The organism is Franconibacter daqui (genome assembly GCF_014644275.1).
Classification (GTDB): domain Bacteria; phylum Pseudomonadota; class Gammaproteobacteria; order Enterobacterales; family Enterobacteriaceae; genus Franconibacter; species Franconibacter pulveris.
Window position 1 is genome coordinate 190,522 of sequence record NZ_BMKJ01000001.1, and the last position, 21,934, is coordinate 212,455.

The following is a 21,934-nucleotide window of genomic DNA, read 5'->3' on the forward strand; positions in this document are numbered from 1 at the left end:
ATCAATGGATGAGATTTTTGTTTTTGCCGCATTGCTTGGGCTTTTTTGCGTCGTGGTGGTGCCGACGCTTGCCATCATGGCGCTCAACAAAAGCGGGCGTAACGAATTTGAGCTTGCTCGCCTGCGCGCGCGGGTTGAGGAGCTGGAAGCGCGGCTTGCCGCCGCGCCGCCTGCCGCCGCAGGCGAAACCGCGGGCCACGTCTCTGTCACCGTCGAAACGGCGGATGCACCGCAGACTGCGCCGTCGCCTGCTTTGACCTCTGTACCTGAACCCGCACCCGAACCAGCGGCAGCCAGTGAGTCGGCATCCCCGGTCTGGTCGCGGGCGGTTCGCGTTGTACGGCAAGAGGCGGCAGAAAACCTGCGTAAAGCCTTCCCGCGCCGCGGCGCGAGCCCGCAGGAAGAGGCTTCCGGCCGGGCGGCGGGCGGCCTTCTCTCCAGTCTGCTGCGCTGGTTTATGCAGGGCAATCCGCTCGCCAAAATTGGCGTTATTTTGCTCTTCCTTGGTCTCTCTTTTTTGCTGCGCTATGGCGTCGAGCGCGACCTGCTGCCGCTGGAGCTGCGCGTGGCGGGCGCGGGCGTCGCCGCGCTGGCGTTGCTGGCGTTCGGCTGGCGGCTGCGTCGCAAAGCGCCGCTGTATGGGTTGATCTTGCAGGGCGGCGCGGTGGGCGCGCTCTATATCACGCTCTTTGGCGCTTTTCGGCTCTGGCAGATGCTGCCGATGCCGCTCGCCTTCGGCCTGATGCTTGTCGTCTGCGCGGCGAGCGTGGCGCTCGCGGTGCTGCAGCGGGCGTTGAGCCTCGCGATGCTGGCAAGCCTTGGCGGCTATCTTGCGCCGCTGCTGCTCTCAAGCGGCGGCGGGAGCCATATCGCGCTCTTCTCTTTCTATCTGCTTTTGTCGCTTGGTATTGCGGCGATAAGTTTCTGGCAGCACTGGCGGGAGCTTAACCTGCTGGGGCTGCTGTTTACCTTCGGGGTCGCCGGTCTGTGGGGAATGCGGGCCTGGCAGCCCGGCGACTGGCTGAGTTGCCAGCTCTTCCTGATAGCCAATATTCTGCTTTTCGGCGTGCTGTGCGTGGCGCTGTCGCTGCGCGCGCAAAAACAGCAAAAGATTATCGACGGCGTGTTGCTGTTCGTTCCGCCGCTGGTGGGCTTTGGCATGCAGTATGCCATTACGCGCCACTGGGCTTATGGCCCCGCCTTTTCGGCGCTCGGTTATGGGCTGGTCTATTTACTGCTCGCAAGAATGGCGCTGCGCCGCTATCCCGACCAGGGCAAAATGCTGGCGCTCGGTGGGCTGGCGCTGGGCGGCGCGTTTGTCACGTTAGCTATCCCGCTCGCGCTTTCGGCGCGCTGGACGGCGATGGCCTGGGCGCTGGAAGGGCTGGGGCTGTTGTGGTTTGGAATGCAGCAGGGGCAGCGTCGCATGAGCTACAGCGGCAGCGCGCTGCTGGTGCTGGCGGCGGCGAGCGGCGTTTACGCCTGGAGCAACGGTCTGGGGGTGTTGAACGCCTCGTTTATCAGCGCCGTGCTGGCGCTCTGCTGGTTGGCGGGCGGCTGGCTGTGGCGAGAGCCGCTGCGCATTCTCAGCCGGACGCTGCTTGGCGGCGGCCTGTTTTTCTGGCTGACGGCGCTGCTGCAACTGGCGCGCTGGCCGTTTAACGCGCCGGGCGCCGGCGTCGCCTGCATGCTGGCGCTGCTGACGCTCTCCGTCTGGCTATGGCGATTCAGCGCGCTTCGGTTCCGCTGGCCCGATCTTTCACTCGCCGTCTGGCTGCTGTGGCCGGGCATGGCGGCGACGCTTGCCTGTCAATTGTTGCTTGATGGCACGCTGTTGCGGGCGGGCTGGCCGAGCCTCGTCTGGTGTCTGGCGCTCCCCTCGGCGTTATGGCTGCTGAGAAAAGACGCCGCCGCGCTCTCCGTCAGGCTTCAACAGGGGCTGCACCTTACGCTTTTCTGGTTAGTGCTGCTGGCGTTCGGCGCGGAGATCTGGCGCTTTACGCAAAGCCTGCCCTGGGGCAGCGAGGAGTGGCGAGCCGGTATCATACTGGCGTTCAGCGCGCTTATCGTGCTGCTGGTGAATCAGGCGATTCGCCGTCAGTGGTGGCCCTTCGCCCGCTGGCCTGCGCTTTACTGCGGACCCGGTTTATTACCGCTGGCGCCCGGCCTGCTGCTGTTGCTGATAACCGCCAACCTGATGGATGGCGTGATGACGACGTGGCGTTACCTGCCGCTTATCAACCCGCTTGAGCTCGGCGCTGGGTTCGGGCTGCTGGCGCTGGCGGTATGGTGGCGGCTGCTCTCGCGCTGGTGGGCCGCGCGGCTGCGCCAGACGGCCTCATGGACACCGCTGGTTTTACCGGCGCTGCTTTTCTGGTGGGGCAATGGCGTGGTGTTGCGGACCCTCGCCTGGGCAGACGCCATTCCCTGGCAGATGGAGACGCTCTGGGGATCAAGGCTGGTGCAGACCACTTTCGCCTTGCTGTGGATGCTGCTCGCGCTGCTGCTGATGGTGCGCGCTACCCGGCGTCGCGCGCGCCAGAGCTGGTTTTGCGGAGCCGGGCTGCTGGGCGTGGTCATCGTGAAACTCATGCTGGTGGACAGCGCGGGCGGTGGCGGACTGGCGCGCGCCGTGGCTTTTATTGGCGTGGCGGTGCTGGTGCTCATCGTCGGCTATTTTTCTCCGCTGCCGCCCAAAGCGGCGCAGCCGGTTTCTGCGGATCAAGGAGATGCGCAATGAAAAGGTTATACGCAGGCGTAATTGGCGCGATGGCGGCGTTTTCCGCCGTCTGCTACGGGCAAAACGCGCCGGAAAGCCCGCAGGATTACCTGCGCGGCGTGGAGCTAAGCGCGCAAGGCGGCTCTCCCTGGTACCAGGTTCCGCTGCCTGAGGCGGTCTATCAACAAAGCGCCTGGGCGGATCTGCGCGACATCCGGGTCTTTAATCAGCAAGGGGAGAGCCTGCCTTTTGCGCTGGAAACCACCGTCCCGCCTGCGCCAGCGCCGCAGACGGCGCCGCTGACGTTGTATAAGCTTGAATCGCAGCCTTTACAGCAAAAGGATGAAGAGGGTAACCGCGCCGTGCTGCTGAAAACGCCAGAGGGCGTGGAGATCCGCCTCGCCAGCCAACGTGATGAAACGCTGAGCGGTACCTGGCTTATCCCGCTGGGAGAAGGCGAAGCCGGGAGCGCACTGAAGCAACTGCGCTTTAGCTGGCCGCGCCAGCGCGAGGGCTGGCAGGCGCGCGTCGATATCTACAGCAGCGAAGGGCTGCGCCACTGGCAGCCGGAGATAAGCGATGCGCCGCTGATGGACCTGACCTCCGGCGATAACCGGCTGTTGCTCGATAAGCTGGACTTTGACGCAGGTCTGGCGCTTTCCGGCGCTAAGTACCTGCTGGTGATTGTAAAAAACGCCAGCGCACCGCTCGATTTCACCGCCGTCAGCGGAGAATGGCAGACTGCGCACCTGCAACCGGCGCGTATCGCTTTACCGGCGCAAGGCGAAAAAACCGCGGAGGACACGGCGGTCTATCGCTGGGCGCGGCCGCAGCCGCTGGATGCGCTGACGCTGCGCCCGGCGCAGGAGAATGCCGTCATGCCGGTGGAAATTGAGTACCGCAGCGATGAGAAAGCGCCGTGGCGACCGCTGGCCCGCACCGTGATTTATCGTCTTCCGGATAGTCCTGCCGTGTCTGTGCCCCTTCAGGGCGAACCGATTGCAGCCGTTCGCGTGAAGGCAATCAACCAGCGCCTGGGAGACACGCTTGTAGAGGTGACCGGCGAGCGCGATGAAAAGACCCTTATCTTTAACGCCCAGGGCAACGGCCCGTTCCTGCTTGCCTGGGGCAACGGCGCGGCGACGCCCCAGACGCTGGCATTGCAGGCGCTCATACCTGCAAAGGCAAATAAGGCGGCGAGCCTGGACGCGCTGCCTTACGCTCAGACCGGTAAGCAGGTTGAACTGGGCGGCGAGGCGCGCCTGACGGCGAAAGACCCGGCTGCGCAGCGCAACCAGCTGCAAACCTGGCTTATCTGGGGCGTGCTGGTGGCGGGCGCCGCCGGGCTGCTGCTGCTCGCCTGGCGGCTGTGGCGGGAGGTCAACGCAGGGAAAGCGGTCTGACTCAGAGCGTTTTCTCCTGCGCCATCGCCATCATGCGCGGGTAGAACTGCCAGAATTTCGCTTCAAGCGCATCGTAGTGGGCGTCCAGGTCGTGCCAGGAGTCGCCCAGCGCGGCGAGGCGCGGGCGGCGGATAGCCATTCTGTCGAGCACGCCTGCGATGTAATCCATTTCGCTGTAGCGCTCAAGCCAGCGCTCCGACCACAGAAAGTTATTGAGATTCACAAAGCGGGGCGGAGTAGAGGGCAGCGCCGGAACGATTTGCTCGCGCGAGAGCGCGACAAAATCGCCAAGCGGCAGCGCCGGGGAGAGCGTCTCCCAGTGGCGCGAAAGAAAATGGTCCCACATCACGTCAAGCGTGATGGGCGCCACGCGGCGCGTTTGTGGACGAAACCACTCTCGCGCCTCGCGCACTTCCGGCAGGTTATCGGTCATCACGTCAACGCGACGGTGCATCTGGATGCCCGCCGCCACCTCGCCAGACCACTCGTCATGGGGATTGCCGCGGACAAAATCCGCCATCAGGTTGCCAAGCAGCGAGCTTTCAGCAAGGTGGGCAAGGTGGAGGTGTGCAAGGAAATTCATAATTCTCTTTTCCGAAATGGGCCATAAAGCGGCTTACTGGTTGCAGGGAAAGCGCCCCGGCACTAGACTAAGCCGCTTGTTTTTTACGTCTGAGTTTCTTGCCATGCGCGTAGCTGATTTCTCCTTTGAACTGCCTGAATCCCTGATTGCTCATTATCCTCAACCGCAACGCAGCGCCTGCCGTCTGCTCTCGCTGGACGGACCAACGGGGCAGCTCACGCATGGCACTTTCACCGATCTGCTCGATAAGCTCAAGCCTGGCGACCTGCTGGTGTTCAACAACACCCGCGTTATCCCGGCGCGCCTGTATGGCCGTAAAGCCAGCGGCGGCAAAATCGAACTGCTGGTAGAGCGCATGCTGGATGAAACCCGCGTGCTGGCGCACATTCGCGCGTCGAAAGCGCCGAAGCCGGGCGCTGAGCTGCTGCTGGGCGATGATGAAAGCGTACAGGCTACCATGGTGGCGCGCCACGACGCGCTGTTCGAAGTGAAGTTTAACGACGAACGCCCGGTGCTGGATATCCTTAACGCCATCGGCCATATGCCGCTGCCGCCTTACATCGAGCGCCCGGACGAAGAGGCGGACCGCGAGCTTTATCAGACCGTCTACAGCCAGAAGCCTGGCGCGGTCGCGGCGCCGACGGCGGGCCTGCATTTTGATGAGCCTCTGCTCGCCGCGCTGCGTGAAAAAGGCATCGAGATGGCGTTTGTGACGCTGCACGTAGGCGCAGGCACCTTCCAGCCGGTGCGCGTGGACAGCATTGAAGATCACATCATGCACTCTGAATATGCCGAAGTGCCGCAGGATGTGGTGGATGCGGTGCTGGCCGCGAAAGCGCGCGGCAACAACGTGGTGGCCGTGGGTACGACCTCTGTGCGCTCGCTGGAAAGCGCGGCGCAGGCGGCGAAAAACAGCCTTATCGAACCCTTCTTCGGCGACACGCAGATCTTTATCTATCCGGGCTACCAGTGGAAAGTCGTTGATGCGCTGGTCACCAACTTCCACCTGCCGGAATCGACGCTTATCATGCTCGTTTCCGCTTTTGCCGGTTATCAGCACACCATGCGCGCCTATAAAGAGGCGGTAAAAGCGGAATATCGCTTTTTCAGCTACGGCGACGCGATGTTTATCACGCATAATCCGCAGGCCGTAAACGAACGCCCCGGCGAGTAACCTTGCGGGAAAGGCCGATGCGCAGCCGCTTGTCGGGCTGGCGGCGATAAATTTATACAGCATACCGCGCCGCAGAATCTCTCTGCGGCGCTTGTTTACTCATCAGACTGTTTCTCTGATGCTGGAGGAAATGTGAAGTACGAACTGCAAACCACTGACGGGCGCGCGCGCCGCGGCCGTCTGATTTTCGATCGCGGCGTGGTGGAAACGCCGGCCTTTATGCCCGTTGGTACCTACGGCACCGTAAAAGGGATGACGCCGGAAGAGGTGGAAGCCACCGGCGCGCAGATTATCCTTGGCAACACTTTCCACCTGTGGCTGCGCCCGGGTCAGGAAATTATGAAGCTGCACGGCGACCTGCACGATTTTATGCAGTGGAAAGGCCCGATCCTGACCGACTCCGGCGGCTTCCAGGTTTTCAGCCTGGGCGATATCCGTAAAATCACCGAAGCGGGCGTTCACTTTCGCAACCCGATCAACGGCGACGCTATCTTCCTTGACCCGGAAAAGTCGATGGAGATCCAGTACGATCTTGGCTCCGACATCGTCATGATCTTCGACGAGTGCACGCCTTACCCGGCGGACTGGGATTACGCTAAACGCTCAATGGAGATGTCGCTGCGCTGGGCGAAACGCAGCCGCGACCGTTTTGACTCGCTCGGCAACAAAAACGCGCTGTTCGGCATTATTCAGGGCAGCGTTTACGAAGATTTACGCGATATCTCCGTTAAGGGTCTGGTGGAAATAGGCTTTGATGGCTACGCTGTCGGCGGCCTGGCGGTCGGCGAACCGAAGGAAGATATGCACCGCATTCTGGAGCATGTCTGCCCGCAGATCCCGGCGGACAAGCCACGATACCTGATGGGCGTGGGCAAACCGGAAGATCTGGTCGAAGGGGTGCGTCGCGGCATCGATATGTTCGACTGCGTTATGCCGACGCGCAACGCCCGCAACGGCCATCTTTTCGTCACCACCGGCGTGGTAAAAATCCGTAACGCGAAGTACAAAAGCGACACGGCGCCGCTTGATGAAGAGTGTGATTGCTATACCTGTCGCAATTATTCACGCGCCTACTTGCATCATCTCGATCGTTGCAACGAAATATTGGGCGCGCGCCTGAATACCATTCATAACCTGCGCTATTACCAGCGCGTAATGGCTGGTTTACGCAAGGCTATTGAAGAGGGTAAATTAGAGCACTTCGTAGCGGACTTCTACCAACGTCAGGGGCGGCCGGTGCCTCCGTTGAACGTTGATTAATTTAATAATGAGGGAATTTTAATGAGCTTTTTTATTTCTGATGCGGTAGCGGCGACTGGTGCTCCGTCGCAGGGCAGCCCGATGTCACTGATCCTGATGCTGGTGGTTTTTGGTCTGATCTTCTATTTCATGATCCTGCGCCCGCAGCAGAAGCGCACCAAAGAGCATAAAAAGCTGATGGACTCCATCGCGAAAGGCGATGAAGTGCTGACCAACGGTGGCCTGGTGGGCCGCGTGACCAAAGTGGCTGAAAACGGCTACATTGCAATCGCGCTGAACGACACCACCGAAGTGGTTATCAAACGTGACTTCGTCGCAGCCGTCCTGCCGAAAGGCACCATGAAGGCGCTGTAATCTTTCGTTTTCCCAAAGGGAACTGCCGTGTTAAACCGTTATCCTTTGTGGAAGTACATCATGCTGGTCGTCGTGATTCTCGTCGGCCTGCTTTACGCACTTCCCAACCTGTATGGTGAGGATCCGGCTGTTCAGATCACTGGCGCGCGCGGCGTCGCCGCCAGTGAGCAAACGCTGATCCAGGTCCAGAACACCTTAAAAGAAGAAAAAATTACCGCCAGGTCTGTGGCACTGGAAGAGGGCGCTATTCTCGCCCGTTTTGACTCCACCGACACGCAGCTGCGCGCCCGCGAAGCGCTGATGGGCGTGCTGGGCGACAACTATGTCGTCGCGCTGAACCTCGCGCCTGCAACCCCTCGCTGGCTGACGGCGCTCAACGCTGAACCGATGAAGCTGGGTCTTGACCTGCGCGGCGGCGTTCACTTCCTGATGGAAGTGGATATGGACACCGCTCTCGGCAAGCTTCAGGAGCAGAATATCGATGGCCTGCGTAGTGACCTGCGCGAAAAAGGCATTGCTTATACCAACGTTCGCAAAGCGGATAACTATGGCGTGACCATCGCGTTTCGCGACGCGTCGGCGCGTGATAACGCGGTCACTTACCTGACAGGCCGCCACCGCGATCTGGTTATCTCCAACCAGGGCGACAACAGCCTGCGCGCGGTGATGACCGACGCTCGTCTGAAAGAAGCCCGTGAATATGCGGTGCAGCAGAATATCAACATCCTGCGTAATCGCGTAAACCAGCTCGGCGTTGCTGAACCGCTGGTGCAGCGCCAGGGCGCAGACCGCATCGTGGTTGAGCTGCCAGGTATTCAGGACACCGCGCGCGCTAAAGAGATTCTGGGCGCGACCGCCACGCTTGAGTTCCGTCTGGTAAACACCAACGTTGATCAGGCCGCCGCCGCGTCCGGCCGCGTGCCGGGTGATTCGGAAGTGAAACAGACGCGTGAAGGCCAGCCGGTTGTACTTTATAAGCGCGTTATCCTGACCGGCGATCATATTACCGACTCCACTTCCAGCACTGATGAATATAACCAGCCGCAGGTTAACATTTCGCTGGACAGCGCGGGCGGCAACATCATGTCTAACTTCACCAAGGACAACATCGGCAAGCCGATGGCGACCCTGTTTGTGGAGTACAAGGACAGCGGTAAGAAAGACGCTAATGGCCGCGCGGTGCTGGTGAAGCAGGAAGAGGTTATCAACGTCGCGAATATTCAGTCGCGTCTTGGCAACAGCTTCCGCATCACAGGCATCAATAACCCGAACGAAGCGCGTCAGCTTTCGCTGCTGCTGCGTGCGGGCGCGCTGATTGCGCCGATTCAGATTGTTGAAGAGCGCACCATCGGCCCAACCCTTGGTATGGAAAACATCAAGCAGGGTCTGGAAGCATGCCTCGCCGGTCTTGCTGTCTCCATTATCTTCATGGTCTTCTTCTATAAGAAGTTTGGTCTTATCGCGACTACCGCGCTGATTGCCAACCTGGTGCTGATTGTCGGCATCATGTCGCTGCTGCCGGGGGCGACGCTGACCATGCCGGGTATTGCGGGCATTGTGTTAACCCTTGCGGTGGCGGTGGACGCCAACGTGCTTATCAACGAGCGTATCAAAGAAGAGCTCAAGAACGGGCGTACGGTGCAGCAGGCGATCGATGAAGGTTACCGCGGCGCGTTCAGCTCGATTTTTGATGCGAACGTGACGACGCTCATCAAGGTTATCATCCTGTATGCGGTGGGTACCGGCGCGATTAAAGGCTTCGCCATTACTACCGGCATCGGCGTGGCGACCTCTATGTTTACTGCCATCGTCGGCACCCGTGCCATCGTAAACCTGTTGTACGGCGGCAAACGCATCAACAAGCTGTCTATCTGAGGAGTGCGTTGTGGCACAGGAATATACCGTTGAACAATTGAACCACGGCCGTAAAGTCTATGACTTTATGCGCTGGGACTACTGGGCCTTCGCCATCTCTGGTCTGCTGCTCGTCGCTTCCATCATCATCATGGGCGTGCGCGGCTTTAACTGGGGGCTGGATTTCACCGGCGGTACAGTCATTGAAATTTCGCTGGAAAAACCGGCGGATATGGATTTGATGCGTGAAGCGCTGGAGAAAGCGGGCTTTGAAGAGCCGCTGCTGCAGAACTTCGGCAGCAGCCGCGATATTATGGTGCGCATGCCGCCTGCCCAGGGCGAAACCGGGGGCCAGGAACTCGGCAGCAAAGTGGTGAGCGTCATTAATGACGCCACCAGCCAGAACGCCGCGGTGAAACGTATCGAGTTTGTCGGCCCGAGCGTCGGCGCCGACCTCGCCCAGGCGGGGGCGATGGCCCTGCTGGTGGCGCTGATCTCCATCCTCGTTTACGTCGGCTTTCGCTTCGAATGGCGTCTGGCGGCGGGCGTGGTTATCGCGCTGGCGCACGACGTGGTGATCACCATGGGCGTGCTGTCGCTCTTCCATATTGAGATTGACCTGACCATCATCGCATCGCTGATGTCGGTCATCGGTTACTCGCTGAACGACAGCATCGTGGTTTCCGACCGTATTCGTGAAAACTTCCGTAAGATCCGCCGCGGAACGCCTTACGAAATTTTTAACGTGTCGCTGACCCAGACGCTGCACAGGACCTTAATCACCTCCGGCACGACGCTTGTGGTGATCCTGATGCTCTACCTCTTCGGCGGCGCGATGCTGCAGGGCTTCTCGCTGACAATGCTTATCGGTGTTTCCATCGGTACCGCGTCGTCTATCTACGTGGCTTCTGCGCTGGCGCTGAAGCTGGGTATGAAGCGTGAACACATGCTGCAGCAGAAGGTCGAGAAAGAAGGGGCGGACCAGCCCTCAATCCTGCCGTAAGGCCTGGAAACTGAAAAAACCGCGAACCTGTTTCGCGGTTTTTTTTCGTCTGCAAAAAGGCTCCTGACAGGATGCTGTCAGGAGCAGGGGGTTACGCTGCCTTGTCGCTAATCAACAGAGGAACAACGCAATGAATAACCCAATCAACTGGTTTGAAATTCCTGTAGAAGATTTAAATCGCGCTATCGCCTTTTACGAAAAGCTGTTCGATGCTGCTTTCAGACGCGAAACGATAGCCGGTATCGACATGGCTGTTTTCCCGCACGTTAAGCCTGCAACCGGGGGCGCGCTGGTAAAAATGGCGGGGCTTACGCCCGGCGACCAGGGCACGGTGGTTTATCTGCACACGCCTGACCTTCAGGCGGCGCTTGAGAAAGTGCAGGAGGCGGGCGGTCGTTGCTGTATGCCCCCACAGGCGCTGCCGCATAATATCGGCAAGATAGCCATGATTATCGACAGCGAAGGCAACCGCGTTGGGTTGCATCAGCCTGCCTGACGGCTGATATACTCGCCAGCCCTGCCTGCATACCGGGCAGGGCTTCAACAAAAGGCGTTCCATGAGCAGACGAGCTGACCGGCTTTTTCAGATAGTGCAGATTTTACGTGGAAAACGACACGTCACCGCGCGGCTGCTGGCCGAGCGGTTAGCGGTTTCAGAGCGCACTATTTATCGCGATATCCAGGACCTTTCGCTTTCCGGCGTGCCGGTACGGGGCGAGGCGGGGAGCGGTTACAGCCTGCTTGCCGGCTTCGACCTGCCGCCGTTAATGCTGACGCCTGGGGAGGTGGAAGCGACGATCGCCGCGCTGAGAATGGTGCAAACCTGGAGCGGAAATGCGATGGCCCAGGCGGCGGAGTCGGCTCATGAAAAGCTGCTTGCCGTGCTCTCACCCGAGCGGCGCCTCATCGCCGAACGAAGCCGCATTCTGGCCCCCGATTTTGACCGCTATCCCCAGGTCCGCCGCTGGTTTGACGTCTGCCATGAAGCTATCAATAGCCTTCAGGTTTTACATATCCGCTATCAGGACGAGCAGGGGAGAGCGACGCAGCGAAATATATATCCGCTCGGTTTGTCTTTCTGGGGCGAGCATTGGGTCATGGTGAGCTGGTGCGAAACCCGTGAGGATTACCGCTGCTTTCGGCTTGATCGCTGCAGTGACATAAGCCTTGCGGGCAGGGCGTTTTCGCCGCGCGCGGATTTATCGCTACAGGACTTTTTACGACGGCAGAAGCGGGAAAAGCGGGAAAAGGAGAGGGAATAAAAAGCCAGCCGCTGGATAACGGCTGGCGTTGGCAAATCAGAAGTTGTAACCGACCACCAGGTAACCACCCCAGCCGGTAGTGCGGGTGTTGTAGCGGGTAAAGGCCAGTTCAGCATCGTCATTCCACTGACCGCCGTTGTGCCAGTAACGCGCCACTACGGAGTAGTGCCAGTGGTCATAGTTCAGCGCCAGGATATGGCTGGAGGCGATGGAGTCATTAGTGCGCGACTTCACGCCGTTCAGGGCATAACCGGATTCATCGCCGAGGTCTGAACCCCAGTCAAAGTTGGTGAAGCCGATATAGCTCAGGTTGCCGCCCCACAGCTGGGTGATCGGCACAAAGTATTTCACTTTGAAACGGTAACCGTCCCACTCGTTCTGGTTTGCCGCCCCGTAGTTCTGCCACTGGTATTTAGCATACACGTTCAGAGAGAGGCTCATCGGCAGGCCCGTGTCGATATCGGTACCCAGACCCATATACCAGGTGCTCTGGCGGCCCGACTCGTTGCGACCCATGTCATAGATATAGTTGTTCGCGAAATACCACTCTTTAAACGGACCGAACGCCAGGCTGGTGCCGGTCAGCTTGTCGATAGAAAAACGCGGTTCGATTTCCATAAACAGCGGGGAGCCATGGTTCCAGATACCTTTAGCGTCGGTGTTGCCGCCGAAGAACACCGGAGCGTCCAGGTAACCATAGAAATCAAACCAGTCTTTCTTAGCGAAGGCTTCGTATTCCAGATAGGTATCGTTGCGGATAGTCGGTCCGAAGCGGGTGTGATAGCTCCCTACAACGTTAACGCTCTGGTGCCACCAGTCAGAAACGAACTCGCTGTTGCTGGTATCAGCAGCGTTTGCAGCGAAAGAAGCGGAAAGCGCCAGCGCAGCACCGGCAGCCAGAATAATTTTTTTCATAATTATGCCACTGTTTTAAGGAAATCCCGTAAGCGGGAAGAGTAAAACGCACCCGGTAATTCGCGAACAACCGTTACCGTCTGGATGAGGCCCCTATTATAGAAATCCTCGCTCACAAAAATATGTGTTGTTTCACATTCTTCTCATGTACGTAATCGATTGCGTTCACGTTTGCGTACATTGAACGTCGCGATTCTAGCGGCTTTGGTTTTCCAAGCCAAACAAAACGGCATCAAAGGATGACGGTTGAATGAAATTTGTGCGAAAAAGGCAAGGCGGGGGATAAGCTTTCTGTGCTGTGCTTTGTAACAAAACGCAAGGCCGGTTTCTCTGCCGGCCTGTGAGTGCGTTAATCCTGCAAAAGCGGCTGAATATCGTGGATACGCAAGAAACCCAGCTGTTCCGGCGTAATACCATGGAGCGTCAGCGGAATGGCGATATCGCTCGGCGCAAGCTGGCTCGCCGGGGCGCTGAACTGCTGGTTCTGCACGTTCACTTCCTGGTAATTTTCGGTCGTGCCCTGCAGTTGTCCCCATTCAACGGTGCCGGTAAAAGAGGGCAGCGCCGTGTTTGATTCGCCATGAATATTCAGCGTGGCCTGCGTGCCATTCGCGGTGGCGCTAATGTTGCTTACTGACATGCGCAGCATGCCAAGCTGGCTGTTGAGCCGCGCCGGGGTATTGGCGCCCGGCAGCAAATAAACGCCGCTGGCGGATTTCGCATTAAGTGCGTTTTGCTGGGTGATTTTTACAGTCTCTTTTTTCAGCTGCGTCATTTCGCTGTTTAGCGTGCTCACGCTCTGGTGCATCTGGCGCACCTCGCTTTGCGGGGCGCAGGCACTTAACACCAGCACGCTGGCGGCGGTTAACAGCTTCAGGTAACGTCTTGTCATAGTAGAAATTCCTTAAAAATAGCCTCTGCTAAGCGTAGAACGGGCTACCCTTGTTGCCATAGCGATTTATTCTCAAAACGTTGCGCCTTTGTAGTCCCGGCAGTTCAGGGTAAACTACGGGAAGTTAACTTTGTCTTTCAGGAAGCGCTATGCATTGCCCATTTTGTCTCGCTGTGGACACCAAAGTCATTGATTCCCGCCTGGTAGGCGAAGGTTCCTCGGTTCGCCGCCGCCGCCAGTGCCTGGTCTGCCACGAGCGCTTCACCACCTTTGAAGTGGCGGAGCTGGTTATGCCGCGCGTGGTAAAAAGCAATGACGTGCGCGAGCCTTTCAATGAAGACAAGCTGCGCAGCGGCATGCAGAAGGCGCTGGAGAAGCGTCCGGTCAGCTCTGATGACGTGGAAATGGCTATCAACCATATCAAATCGCACCTGCGCGCCACCGGCGAGCGCGAAGTGCCCAGCAAAATGATCGGCAACCTGGTGATGGATCAGCTGAAAAAGCTCGATAAGGTGGCTTATATCCGCTTCGCCTCGGTCTACCGCAGCTTCGAAGATATCCGCGAATTTGGCGAAGAGATCGCCCGCTTACAGGATTAACGCATGTCCGATGAAATTTACATGGCGCGCGCGCTTAAGCTTGCGAGCCGCGGACGCTTTACCACGCATCCTAACCCTAACGTCGGTTGTGTCATTGTTAAGGATGGCGACATCGTCGGCGAGGGGTTTCACCTGCGGGCGGGCGAGCCGCATGCGGAAGTGCATGCATTACGGATGGCTGGGGAGAAAGCGCGAGGCGCGACGGCGTACGTCACGCTTGAGCCCTGCAGTCATCATGGGCGCACGCCGCCCTGCTGCGAAGCGCTGATTGCGGCGGGAGTAACCCGTGTCGTCGCGGCGATGCAGGACCCGAATCCTCAGGTCGCGGGGCGCGGCCTTTATCGCTTGCAACAGGCGGGCGTCGAAGTCAGCCACGGGCTGATGATGAGTGAAGCCGAGCGGCTTAATAAAGGTTTTCTTAAACGCATGCGCACCGGCTTTCCTTATATTCAGTTGAAGCTTGGCGCGTCGCTCGACGGCCGCACGGCGATGGCGAACGGCGAAAGCCAGTGGATAACCTCACCGCAAGCGCGCCGCGACGTACAGCGTCTGCGCGCGCAGAGCCACGCCATTCTCTCCACCAGCGCAACGGTGCTGGCGGACGACCCGGCGCTGACGGTGCGCCGGGAAGAGCTCGGCGCGGATACGCAGGCGCTTTATCCTCAGGAGAATCTTCGCCAGCCGCTGCGCGTGATTATCGACAGCCATAACCGCGTTACGCCGCAGCATCGCGTTGTGCAGCAGCCGGGAGAAACCTGGCTTGCGCGCACCCGGGCGGATGACGCGCTATGGCCGCAGAGCGTCGAACAGCTGATTGTGCCGGAGCATAACGGCCGCCTCGACCTGGTGTTGCTGATGATGCAGCTTGGCAAGCGGCAGATTAACAGCGTCTGGGTGGAAGCTGGCGCGCAGCTTGCGGGCGCGCTGCTGCAGGCGGGGCTGGTGGATGAGCTTATCGTCTACCTCGCGCCGACGCTGCTGGGCGATAATGCGCGCGGTCTTTTTCAACTGCCGGGCCTTGAGCGGCTTGCCGATGCGCCGCAGTTTGCATTCAACGAGATACGTCCCGTTGGCCCTGATATCTGTCTGCATTTAACGCCTGCGTGAAACCGGTGCGGTAAAACGTAAGCAGTGCTGCAAAGATTATGATAAAATCCGCCCCCCTGCGGGGGCTACATAACCCTAAGGTAAGAGTATGAACATTATTGAAGCTACCGTTGCTGCCCCGGACGCTCGCGTCGCCATCACCATCGCGCGTTTTAACAACTTCATCAACGACAGCCTGCTTGAAGGCGCTGTCGATGCGCTCAAGCGCATCGGCCAGGTAAAAGATGAAAATATCACCGTGGTTTGGGTGCCAGGCGCATATGAACTGCCGCTCGCGGCGCAGGCGCTGGCAAAAACCGGTAAATACGACGCGGTTATCGCGCTCGGTACGGTGATTCGCGGCGGCACCGCCCACTTTGAATATGTGGCAGGCGGCGCCAGCAATGGCCTGGCTCACGTAGCCCAGGAGAGCGAAATCCCGGTAGCCTTTGGCGTACTCACCACTGAAAGTATTGAACAAGCCATCGAACGCGCTGGCACCAAAGCCGGCAACAAAGGCGCCGAAGCGGCGCTGACCGCGCTTGAAATGATTAATGTCCTGAAAGCTATCCAAGCCTGAATTTTGTAAGGGGAATTCCGTGAAACCTGCTGCTCGTCGCCGCGCCCGTGAGTGTGCCGTCCAGGCGCTCTACTCCTGGCAGTTGTCCCAGAACGACATCGCTGATGTTGAATACCAGTTCCTGGCGGAACAGGACGTAAAAGATGTGGACGTCATGTATTTCCGCGAACTGCTCTCCGGGGTGGCGACCAACAGCGCATATCTCGATGGGCTGATGAAGCCTTACCTGTCCCGTCAGCTCGAAGAGCTGGGCCAGGTCGAGAAAGCGGTGCTGCGTATCGCCCTGTTCGAACTCTCTAAACGTGACGATGTGCCCTACAAAGTCGCCATCAACGAAGCGATCGAACTGGCGAAAACCTTCGGCGCTGAAGACAGCCACAAGTTCGTCAACGGCGTTCTCGATAAAGCCGCCCCGCAGATCCGCCCCCACAAAAAGTAATCTCAGGGCCGGTTTTCCGGCCCTTTCTTCTTTTCCTGCTGAGGCATAACGTATGGCTTGCGGCGAATTTTCATTGATTGCTCGTTACTTTGATCGCGTCAGAACGGCCCGCCTGGATGTGGAAACCGGTATTGGCGACGATTGCGCGCTGCTGAACGTGCCGGAAAAACAGACGCTGGCGATAAGCACCGATACGCTGGTTTCGGGCATCCATTTTTTGCCGGATATCGATCCGCGCGATCTGGGCTATAAAGCGCTGGCGGTGAACTTAAGCGATCTGGCCGCCATGGGCGCGACGCCCGCATGGCTGACGCTCGCGTTGACCTTGCCGGAAGTGGACGAGGCCTGGCTTGCGGCATTCAGCGATAGCCTGTTTGAGCAATTGAGCTATTACGAAATGCAGCTGATTGGCGGCGACACGACCCGCGGCCCGCTCTCCATGACGCTTGGCATTCACGGCCTGGTGCCGGTGGGTCGCGCGCTTAAGCGCGCCGGCGCGCGTCCGGGCGACTGGATTTATGTGACCGGCACGCCGGGCGACAGCGCCGCCGGGCTGGCGATTTTACAAAAGCAGCTTCAGGTTTCCGATGCGCAATGCGCTGACTACCTGGTGCAGCGTCACCTGCGGCCGACGCCGCGCGTGCTGCAGGGCCAGGCGCTACGCGATCGCGCCAGCGCCGCTATCGATCTCTCTGACGGGCTTATCTCTGATCTCGGTCATATCCTTAAGGCGAGCGATTGCGGCGCCCGCGTAGAACTCAACGATCTGCCGTTATCGGAACAGCTGCGCAGCGTGACGACGCTCGAACAGGCGCAGCGCTGGGCGCTTTCCGGCGGCGAAGATTATGAACTCTGTTTCACCGTACCGGAGCTTAACCGCGGCGCGCTGGATGTGGCGCTCGGTCATCTGGGCGTGCCGTTTACCTGTATCGGCCAGGTCATGCCGCCTTCGGAAGGCATGCAGTTTGTGCGCGACGGCGAGCCGGTAACACTAAACTGGAAAGGCTATGACCACTTCAAAACCGCTTAAGGATGTGGCGAAAAGCCGCCTCAAACTCAGTAATCCCTGGCATCTGTTGGCGACGGGATTCGGCAGTGGGCTAAGTCCCTGGGTGCCCGGCACCATGGGGTCGCTTGCCGCTATCCCGTTCTGGTATCTGATGACCTTTTTACCCTGGCAGCTTTACTCGCTGGTAATAATGCTAGGCATTAGCCTTGGCGTTTATCTGTGTCATCAGACCGCCAGAGATATGGGCGTGCACGATCATGGCGCTATCGTCTGGGATGAATTTATCGGCATGTGGATAACGCTGATGGCGCTGCCCACTGGCGACTGGCAATGGGTCGCCGCGGGGTTTGTTATTTTCCGCATTCTGGATATGTGGAAGCCGTGGCCGATCCGCTGGTTCGATCGTAACGTGCACGGCGGCATGGGGATCATGGTGGATGATATTGTCGCCGGGGTTATCTCGGCCGGGATCCTCTACTACATTGGCCACCATTGGCCGATTGGCATCCTCTGAGTTATTCCCCCTCGCCGTCAGGGGAGGGGGAAGGCTTTTTTAGCGGAAACCCACCACGGCGTGGCGCTGGTAAGGCATTTCCAGCTCGGCGATTTCGCTATCGGTAAGCGTCACATCCACCGCCTGCGCTAATTCTTCAAGCTGCTCTTCACGCGACGCGCCAATAATCGGCGCGGCAATGCCAGGCTTGCTGAGCACCCAGGCAATCGCCACTTGCGCGCGGGTCAGCCCTTTATCTTCTGCGATGCGTCCCAGACGCTCGGCAATCTGCGCGTCGGTCTGGTCATTTTCGTTATAGAGCGTTTTGCCAAATTCATCCGATACCGAGCGAGCCGTGGCTTCGCCCCAGGGGCGAGTCAGACGGCCGCGGGCCAGCGGGCTCCAGGGAATGACCGCCACATTTTCTCGCAGGCAGAGCGGCAGCATCTCCAGCTCTTCCTCACGGTAAATCAGGTTGTAATGGTTTTGCATAGTGACGAAGCGCGCCCAGCCGTTGCTTTGCTGAAGCTTCAGCGCCTGCTCAAACTGCTCAGGGTGCATGGATGAGGCGCCGATATAGCGCGCTTTGCCCGCTTTTACCACATCGTTAAGCGCTTCCAGCGTCTCCTCAATCGGCGTGTTGTAGTCCCAGCGGTGAATCTGAAAGAGATCAACATAATCCATGCCGAGCCGCGTGAGGCTGTCATCAATGGAGCGCAGGATCTGCGCGCGGGAAAGCCCTTCCTGTAAGTCCCCCACCTGGTGATAAACCTTGGTGGCGACGACCACGTCATCGCGGCGGGCGAAATCTTTCAGCGCACGACCGAGGATCTCTTCGCTACTGCCGTCGGAATAGCTGTTTGCGGTGTCGAAAAAGTTGATGCCGCTGTTAATGGCATGCTTGATGATAAGGCGGCTGCTCTCTTCGGGAAGCGTCCAGGCGTGCTTGCCGCGATCGGGTTCGCCAAAGGTCATACAGCCAAGGCACAGCCGGGAAACCCTGAGATCCGTTATTCCTAACATGTTGTATTGCATGGTTCCACTCCTGCCATAGGGTAACAAAGATTACCTTTAAGCATAGCAGGAGCGGAAAGGGGAGGGCGGAAGGGCTCAGGCGAGCCAGGCGCGAATTTTCGCTTCCATACCGGCGGCATCAAGGCCTATCTCCTGACGAGCCTCATCCTGAGTGCCTTGCGGGATGAACCAGTCCGGCAGGCCGATATTGAGTACCGGCACCGGTTTGCGGTGGGCCATCAACACTTCGTTTACGCCGCTGCCCGCACCGCCCATAATGGCGTTTTCTTCCACGGTGACCAGCGACGCATGGCGAGAAGCCAGTTCCAGAATTAACGCTTCATCCAGTGGCTTCACAAAGCGCATATCCACAAGCGTCGCGTTGAGCGCCTCGGCCACTTTTGCCGCTTCCGGCAGCAGGGTGCCGAAGTTGAGGATGGCGACTTGCTCGCCCTGACGCTTGATAACCCCTTTGCCAATCGGCAGCTTTTGCAGCGGCTGAAGCGCTACGCCGAGGGCGTTGCCGCGCGGGTAACGCACCGCGCTGGGACCGTCGTTATAGTGGTAGCCGGTGAAAAGCATCTGTCGGCATTCGTTTTCATCGCTCGGGGTCATGATGACCATATCCGGCACGCAGCGCAGGAACGAGAGATCGAACGCGCCCTGGTGAGTTTGTCCGTCGGCGCCGACAATACCGGCGCGATCGATAGCGAACAGCACCGGCAGCTTCTGGATAGCGACATCGTGGATAACCTGGTCGTAGGCGCGCTGCAAAAAGGTCGAGTAGATGGCGACAACCGGCTTGTAACCGCCGATGGCGAAGCCCGCCGCCAGCGTTACCGCATGCTGTTCGGCAATCGCCACGTCGAAATACTGGCTCGGGTACTGGCGGGAAAACTCCACCATGCCGGAGCCTTCGCGCATCGCAGGCGTAATGGCCAGCAGCTTGTCGTCTTTCGCCGCTGTTTCGCAAAGCCAGTCGCCAAAAATTTTCGAGTAGCTCGGCTGACCGCCGCTGCTTTTCGGCAACGTGCCGCTTTTCGGGTCGAACTTCGGCACGGCGTGAAACGTGATGGGATCTTTCTCCGCAGGCTCATAGCCACGGCCCTTTTTAGTCATGATATGCAGGAACTGCGGGCCTTTCAGGTCGCGCATGTTCTTGAGGGTATGCACCAGCCCCAGCACGTCATGGCCATCCACCGGGCCGATATAGTTAAAGCCCAGCTCTTCAAACAGCGTGCCGGGAACCACCATACCTTTAATATGCTCTTCGGTGCGCTTAAGCAGCTCTTTGATCGGCGGCACGCCGGAGAAGACCTTTTTTCCGCCTTCGCGCAGCGTGGAGTAGAGTTTGCCGGAAAGCAGCTGCGCCAGATGGTTATTCAGCGCGCCGACGTTTTCTGAAATCGACATTTCGTTATCGTTGAGGATAACCAGCATGTTAGGGCGAATATCGCCCGCGTGGTTCATCGCTTCAAACGCCATGCCCGCCGTAATGGCGCCATCGCCAATCACGCAGACGGTACGGCGATCTTTACCTTCTTTCTCCGCGGCGATTGCCACGCCAATGCCTGCGCTGATGGAGGTAGAAGAGTGGCCGACGCTTAATACGTCATACTCGCTCTCGCCGCGCCATGGGAAGGGGTGCAGGCCGCCTTTCTGACGGATGGTGCCGATGCGATCGCGACGCCCGGTGAGAATTTTGTGCGGGTAAGCCTGATGGCCGACATCCCAGATAAGCTGGTCGAATGGCGTGTTGTAAACATAATGCAGCGCCACAGTCAGTTCCACTGCGCCAAGCCCGGAGGCGAAATGGCCGCTGGAGCGGCTCACGCTGTCGAGCAAGTAGCGACGCAGCTCGTCGCACAGCTTCGGCAGGCTCTCTTTAGGCAACAGGCGCAACTCCTGCGTGGCGTTCACCAGTGCCAGGGTCGGGTATTTGGCTGTATCAAAACTCATCAGAGACTCGTTGTGGTGTTTATACGTTATTTATCACGTTGAATTATATAATTCGCTAACGCTTCCAGTGTCGCGGTATTCAGCGACTGTGCGGCCAGAGGTTGCAGGGCCGCGAGGGCTTCATTGCAGAGATCGCGCGCTTTGGCCTGGGCTTGCTCAAGACCCAGCAGGGCGGGGTAGGTGCTTTTGCCAAGTTGCTGATCGGCGCCCTGGCGTTTACCAAGGGTCGCAGTATCCCCCACCACATCCAGAATGTCATCCTGTACCTGGAAGGCCAGACCGATGCTCTGCGCGTAGCGGTCAAGATAAGGCAGCGCTTCACGTCCGGCGTCGCCTGCACAAAGCGCGCCCATGCGCGCCGCCGCCAGGATCAGCGCCCCGGTTTTGTGGCGATGAATGCGCTCAAGCGCTTCCAGCGATACCTGCTTGCCTTCCGCATCCAGATCCAGCGCCTGGCCGCCGCACATGCCTGCGACGCCGCTCGCGCGGGCCAGTTCAGACACCATCGCCAGTCGGTCGCGCAGCGCCACGTCGGGCATCGGCGCATCCGTAAGTATAGAGAAAGCGAGCGTTTGCAGCGCGTCACCGGCGAGAATTGCGTTTGCTTCGCCAAATTTAATATGGCAGGTCGGCTGACCGCGGCGCAGGTCGTCATCGTCCATTGCAGGAAGATCGTCGTGCATCAGCGAATAGGCGTGAATGCACTCAACGGCGGCGGCGGGCGCGTCCAGCGCCTGAGGCGATACGTTAAACATCTCGCCAGTGGCGTAAACCAGGAACGGGCGCAGGCGCTTACCGCCTAATAGTGCGCCGTAGTGCATCGCTTCAACCAGTGGACTGTTCTGAAACGGCAGGGGTTCAAGAAAGTGTTGTAGCGCGGCGTTGGCCCGTTCAGCCTGCCGCTTGAGCTGTTGATTAAAATCCATTGAATTACTCAGCGTCCGGAGTGAAAGGCGTCAGCGGCGCCTCTTCGCTGTCAGAGAGCAGGATCTGTACCCGCTGTTCGGCCTGTTGCAGCTTCACCTGCCCCTGGCGCGCCAGCTGCACGCCGCGTTCAAACTCGTTTAACGCCTCTTCCAGCGGCAGATCGCCACTTTCCAGACGGCTGACAATCTGCTCAAGCTCCGCCAGCGCCGTTTCAAAGCTGGCCGGGCGTTCGTTTTTCTTCGGCATAGTGAATGTCTGACTCTTGGGTTAATTATCATCTTCGCAACACTGCATGGTAGCGGAGACGAATTGATTAGCAAATAACGCCTTGTGGGTTGGTTATGTGCGCAGTCGCATCACGATGGTGATATACTTGCGCGCTCACGATGCAAGCGCGATGGTTGCCTTG

General features: G+C 58.9%; 22 protein-coding genes. 15 read left to right on the forward strand and 7 right to left on the reverse strand.

The features are described 5' to 3' along the window. The first annotated feature begins 4 nt into the window (after positions 1-4). Positions 5-2,740, forward strand: a complete 2,736-nt coding sequence (locus tag IEX01_RS00915) for a DUF2339 domain-containing protein (protein WP_188723114.1) — start codon at positions 5-7, stop codon at positions 2,738-2,740. Continuing rightward, positions 2,737-4,122 carry a DUF3999 family protein gene (locus IEX01_RS00920; protein ID WP_188723115.1) on the forward strand — a complete coding sequence of 462 codons (1,386 nt, stop codon included), beginning with the start codon at positions 2,737-2,739 and terminating at the stop codon, positions 4,120-4,122. The genes IEX01_RS00915 and IEX01_RS00920 overlap by 4 nt, the downstream gene beginning before the upstream one ends. Position 4,123: 1 nt before the next feature. On the opposite strand, the gene acpH is transcribed toward IEX01_RS00920, so the two are convergent. Next, positions 4,124-4,705 carry an ACP phosphodiesterase gene (gene acpH / locus IEX01_RS00925; protein WP_024557468.1) on the reverse strand — a complete coding sequence of 194 codons (582 nt, stop codon included), beginning with the start codon at positions 4,703-4,705 and terminating at the stop codon, positions 4,124-4,126. 103 nt (positions 4,706-4,808) lie between these two features. Here acpH and queA point away from each other — a divergent pair, with 103 nt between their 5' ends. From queA to IEX01_RS00960, 7 genes are all read left to right on the forward strand, one after another. Next, the gene (queA, locus tag IEX01_RS00930; RefSeq protein WP_024557467.1) at positions 4,809-5,879 is read left to right on the forward strand and encodes a tRNA preQ1(34) S-adenosylmethionine ribosyltransferase-isomerase QueA; all 1,071 of its coding nucleotides are present in this window, start codon (positions 4,809-4,811) and stop codon (positions 5,877-5,879) included. A gap of 132 nt (positions 5,880-6,011) precedes the next feature. Further along, positions 6,012-7,139, forward strand: coding sequence for a tRNA guanosine(34) transglycosylase Tgt (gene tgt / locus IEX01_RS00935; protein ID WP_024553001.1), 1,128 nt, complete (start codon positions 6,012-6,014; stop codon positions 7,137-7,139). 21 nt (positions 7,140-7,160) lie between these two features. Next, positions 7,161-7,493, forward strand: a complete 333-nt coding sequence (yajC, locus tag IEX01_RS00940; RefSeq protein WP_024557466.1) for a preprotein translocase subunit YajC — start codon at positions 7,161-7,163, stop codon at positions 7,491-7,493. Positions 7,494-7,520: 27 nt separating this feature from the next. Beyond that, positions 7,521-9,368, forward strand: a complete 1,848-nt coding sequence (gene secD / locus IEX01_RS00945) for a protein translocase subunit SecD (protein WP_071788474.1) — start codon at positions 7,521-7,523, stop codon at positions 9,366-9,368. A 10-nt stretch (positions 9,369-9,378) separates the two neighbouring features. Then, a complete protein-coding gene (gene secF / locus IEX01_RS00950; protein WP_188723116.1) occupies positions 9,379-10,350 on the forward strand; it encodes a protein translocase subunit SecF in 972 nt (323 codons plus the stop codon). A gap of 130 nt (positions 10,351-10,480) precedes the next feature. Continuing rightward, a complete protein-coding gene (locus IEX01_RS00955; RefSeq protein WP_188723117.1) occupies positions 10,481-10,846 on the forward strand; it encodes a VOC family protein in 366 nt (121 codons plus the stop codon). 61 nt (positions 10,847-10,907) lie between these two features. Further along, positions 10,908-11,612 (forward strand): helix-turn-helix transcriptional regulator, encoded by a 705-nt coding sequence (locus tag IEX01_RS00960; RefSeq protein WP_024561185.1) that lies wholly within the window; start codon positions 10,908-10,910, stop codon positions 11,610-11,612. Between the two features lie 36 nt (positions 11,613-11,648). Here IEX01_RS00960 and IEX01_RS00965 read toward each other — a convergent pair whose 3' ends face one another. Together IEX01_RS00965 and IEX01_RS00970 are read right to left on the reverse strand one after the other, a co-directional pair. After that, a complete protein-coding gene (locus IEX01_RS00965) occupies positions 11,649-12,527 on the reverse strand; it encodes a nucleoside-specific channel-forming protein Tsx (protein WP_024557461.1) in 879 nt (292 codons plus the stop codon). 349 nt (positions 12,528-12,876) lie between these two features. Then, positions 12,877-13,419, reverse strand: coding sequence for a SadB/YajI family lipoprotein (locus tag IEX01_RS00970; protein ID WP_024557460.1), 543 nt, complete (start codon positions 13,417-13,419; stop codon positions 12,877-12,879). 149 nt (positions 13,420-13,568) lie between these two features. On the opposite strand from IEX01_RS00970, the gene nrdR reads away from it, so the two are divergent. The 6 genes from nrdR to pgpA all read left to right on the forward strand — a co-directional run bounded on the left by nrdR (position 13,569) and on the right by pgpA (position 17,646). Continuing rightward, positions 13,569-14,018: a transcriptional regulator NrdR gene (nrdR, locus tag IEX01_RS00975; protein WP_024552995.1), complete on the forward strand. Its 450-nt coding sequence runs from the start codon at positions 13,569-13,571 to the stop codon at positions 14,016-14,018. A 3-nt stretch (positions 14,019-14,021) separates the two neighbouring features. Further along, positions 14,022-15,125 (forward strand): bifunctional diaminohydroxyphosphoribosylaminopyrimidine deaminase/5-amino-6-(5-phosphoribosylamino)uracil reductase RibD, encoded by a 1,104-nt coding sequence (gene ribD, locus IEX01_RS00980; protein ID WP_028019856.1) that lies wholly within the window; start codon positions 14,022-14,024, stop codon positions 15,123-15,125. Positions 15,126-15,213: 88 nt separating this feature from the next. Continuing rightward, entirely contained in the window at positions 15,214-15,684 is a 471-nt protein-coding gene (gene ribH / locus IEX01_RS00985; RefSeq protein ID WP_024557458.1) for a 6,7-dimethyl-8-ribityllumazine synthase, read from the forward strand. Positions 15,685-15,703: 19 nt separating this feature from the next. Next, positions 15,704-16,123: a transcription antitermination factor NusB gene (gene nusB, locus IEX01_RS00990; protein WP_024552992.1), complete on the forward strand. Its 420-nt coding sequence runs from the start codon at positions 15,704-15,706 to the stop codon at positions 16,121-16,123. A gap of 52 nt (positions 16,124-16,175) precedes the next feature. Further along, positions 16,176-17,153 (forward strand): thiamine-phosphate kinase, encoded by a 978-nt coding sequence (gene thiL / locus IEX01_RS00995; RefSeq protein ID WP_024557457.1) that lies wholly within the window; start codon positions 16,176-16,178, stop codon positions 17,151-17,153. After that, positions 17,131-17,646 carry a phosphatidylglycerophosphatase A gene (gene pgpA, locus IEX01_RS01000; protein ID WP_024557456.1) on the forward strand — a complete coding sequence of 172 codons (516 nt, stop codon included), beginning with the start codon at positions 17,131-17,133 and terminating at the stop codon, positions 17,644-17,646. Before thiL ends, pgpA begins: the two co-directional genes overlap by 23 nt. A gap of 39 nt (positions 17,647-17,685) precedes the next feature. Here the strand turns inward: pgpA and IEX01_RS01005 are convergent, their stop codons facing one another. The 4 genes from IEX01_RS01005 to xseB all read right to left on the reverse strand — a co-directional run bounded on the left by IEX01_RS01005 (position 17,686) and on the right by xseB (position 21,771). Further along, positions 17,686-18,660, reverse strand: coding sequence for an aldo/keto reductase (locus tag IEX01_RS01005; protein WP_024559801.1), 975 nt, complete (start codon positions 18,658-18,660; stop codon positions 17,686-17,688). Positions 18,661-18,735: 75 nt separating this feature from the next. Continuing rightward, the gene (dxs, locus tag IEX01_RS01010; protein ID WP_188723118.1) at positions 18,736-20,598 is read right to left on the reverse strand and encodes a 1-deoxy-D-xylulose-5-phosphate synthase; all 1,863 of its coding nucleotides are present in this window, start codon (positions 20,596-20,598) and stop codon (positions 18,736-18,738) included. Positions 20,599-20,624: 26 nt separating this feature from the next. Further along, entirely contained in the window at positions 20,625-21,524 is a 900-nt protein-coding gene (gene ispA, locus IEX01_RS01015) for a (2E,6E)-farnesyl diphosphate synthase (protein WP_024557453.1), read from the reverse strand. Between the two features lie 4 nt (positions 21,525-21,528). Continuing rightward, the gene (xseB, locus tag IEX01_RS01020) at positions 21,529-21,771 is read right to left on the reverse strand and encodes an exodeoxyribonuclease VII small subunit (RefSeq protein WP_024552987.1); all 243 of its coding nucleotides are present in this window, start codon (positions 21,769-21,771) and stop codon (positions 21,529-21,531) included. Positions 21,772-21,934 lie beyond the last annotated feature (163 nt).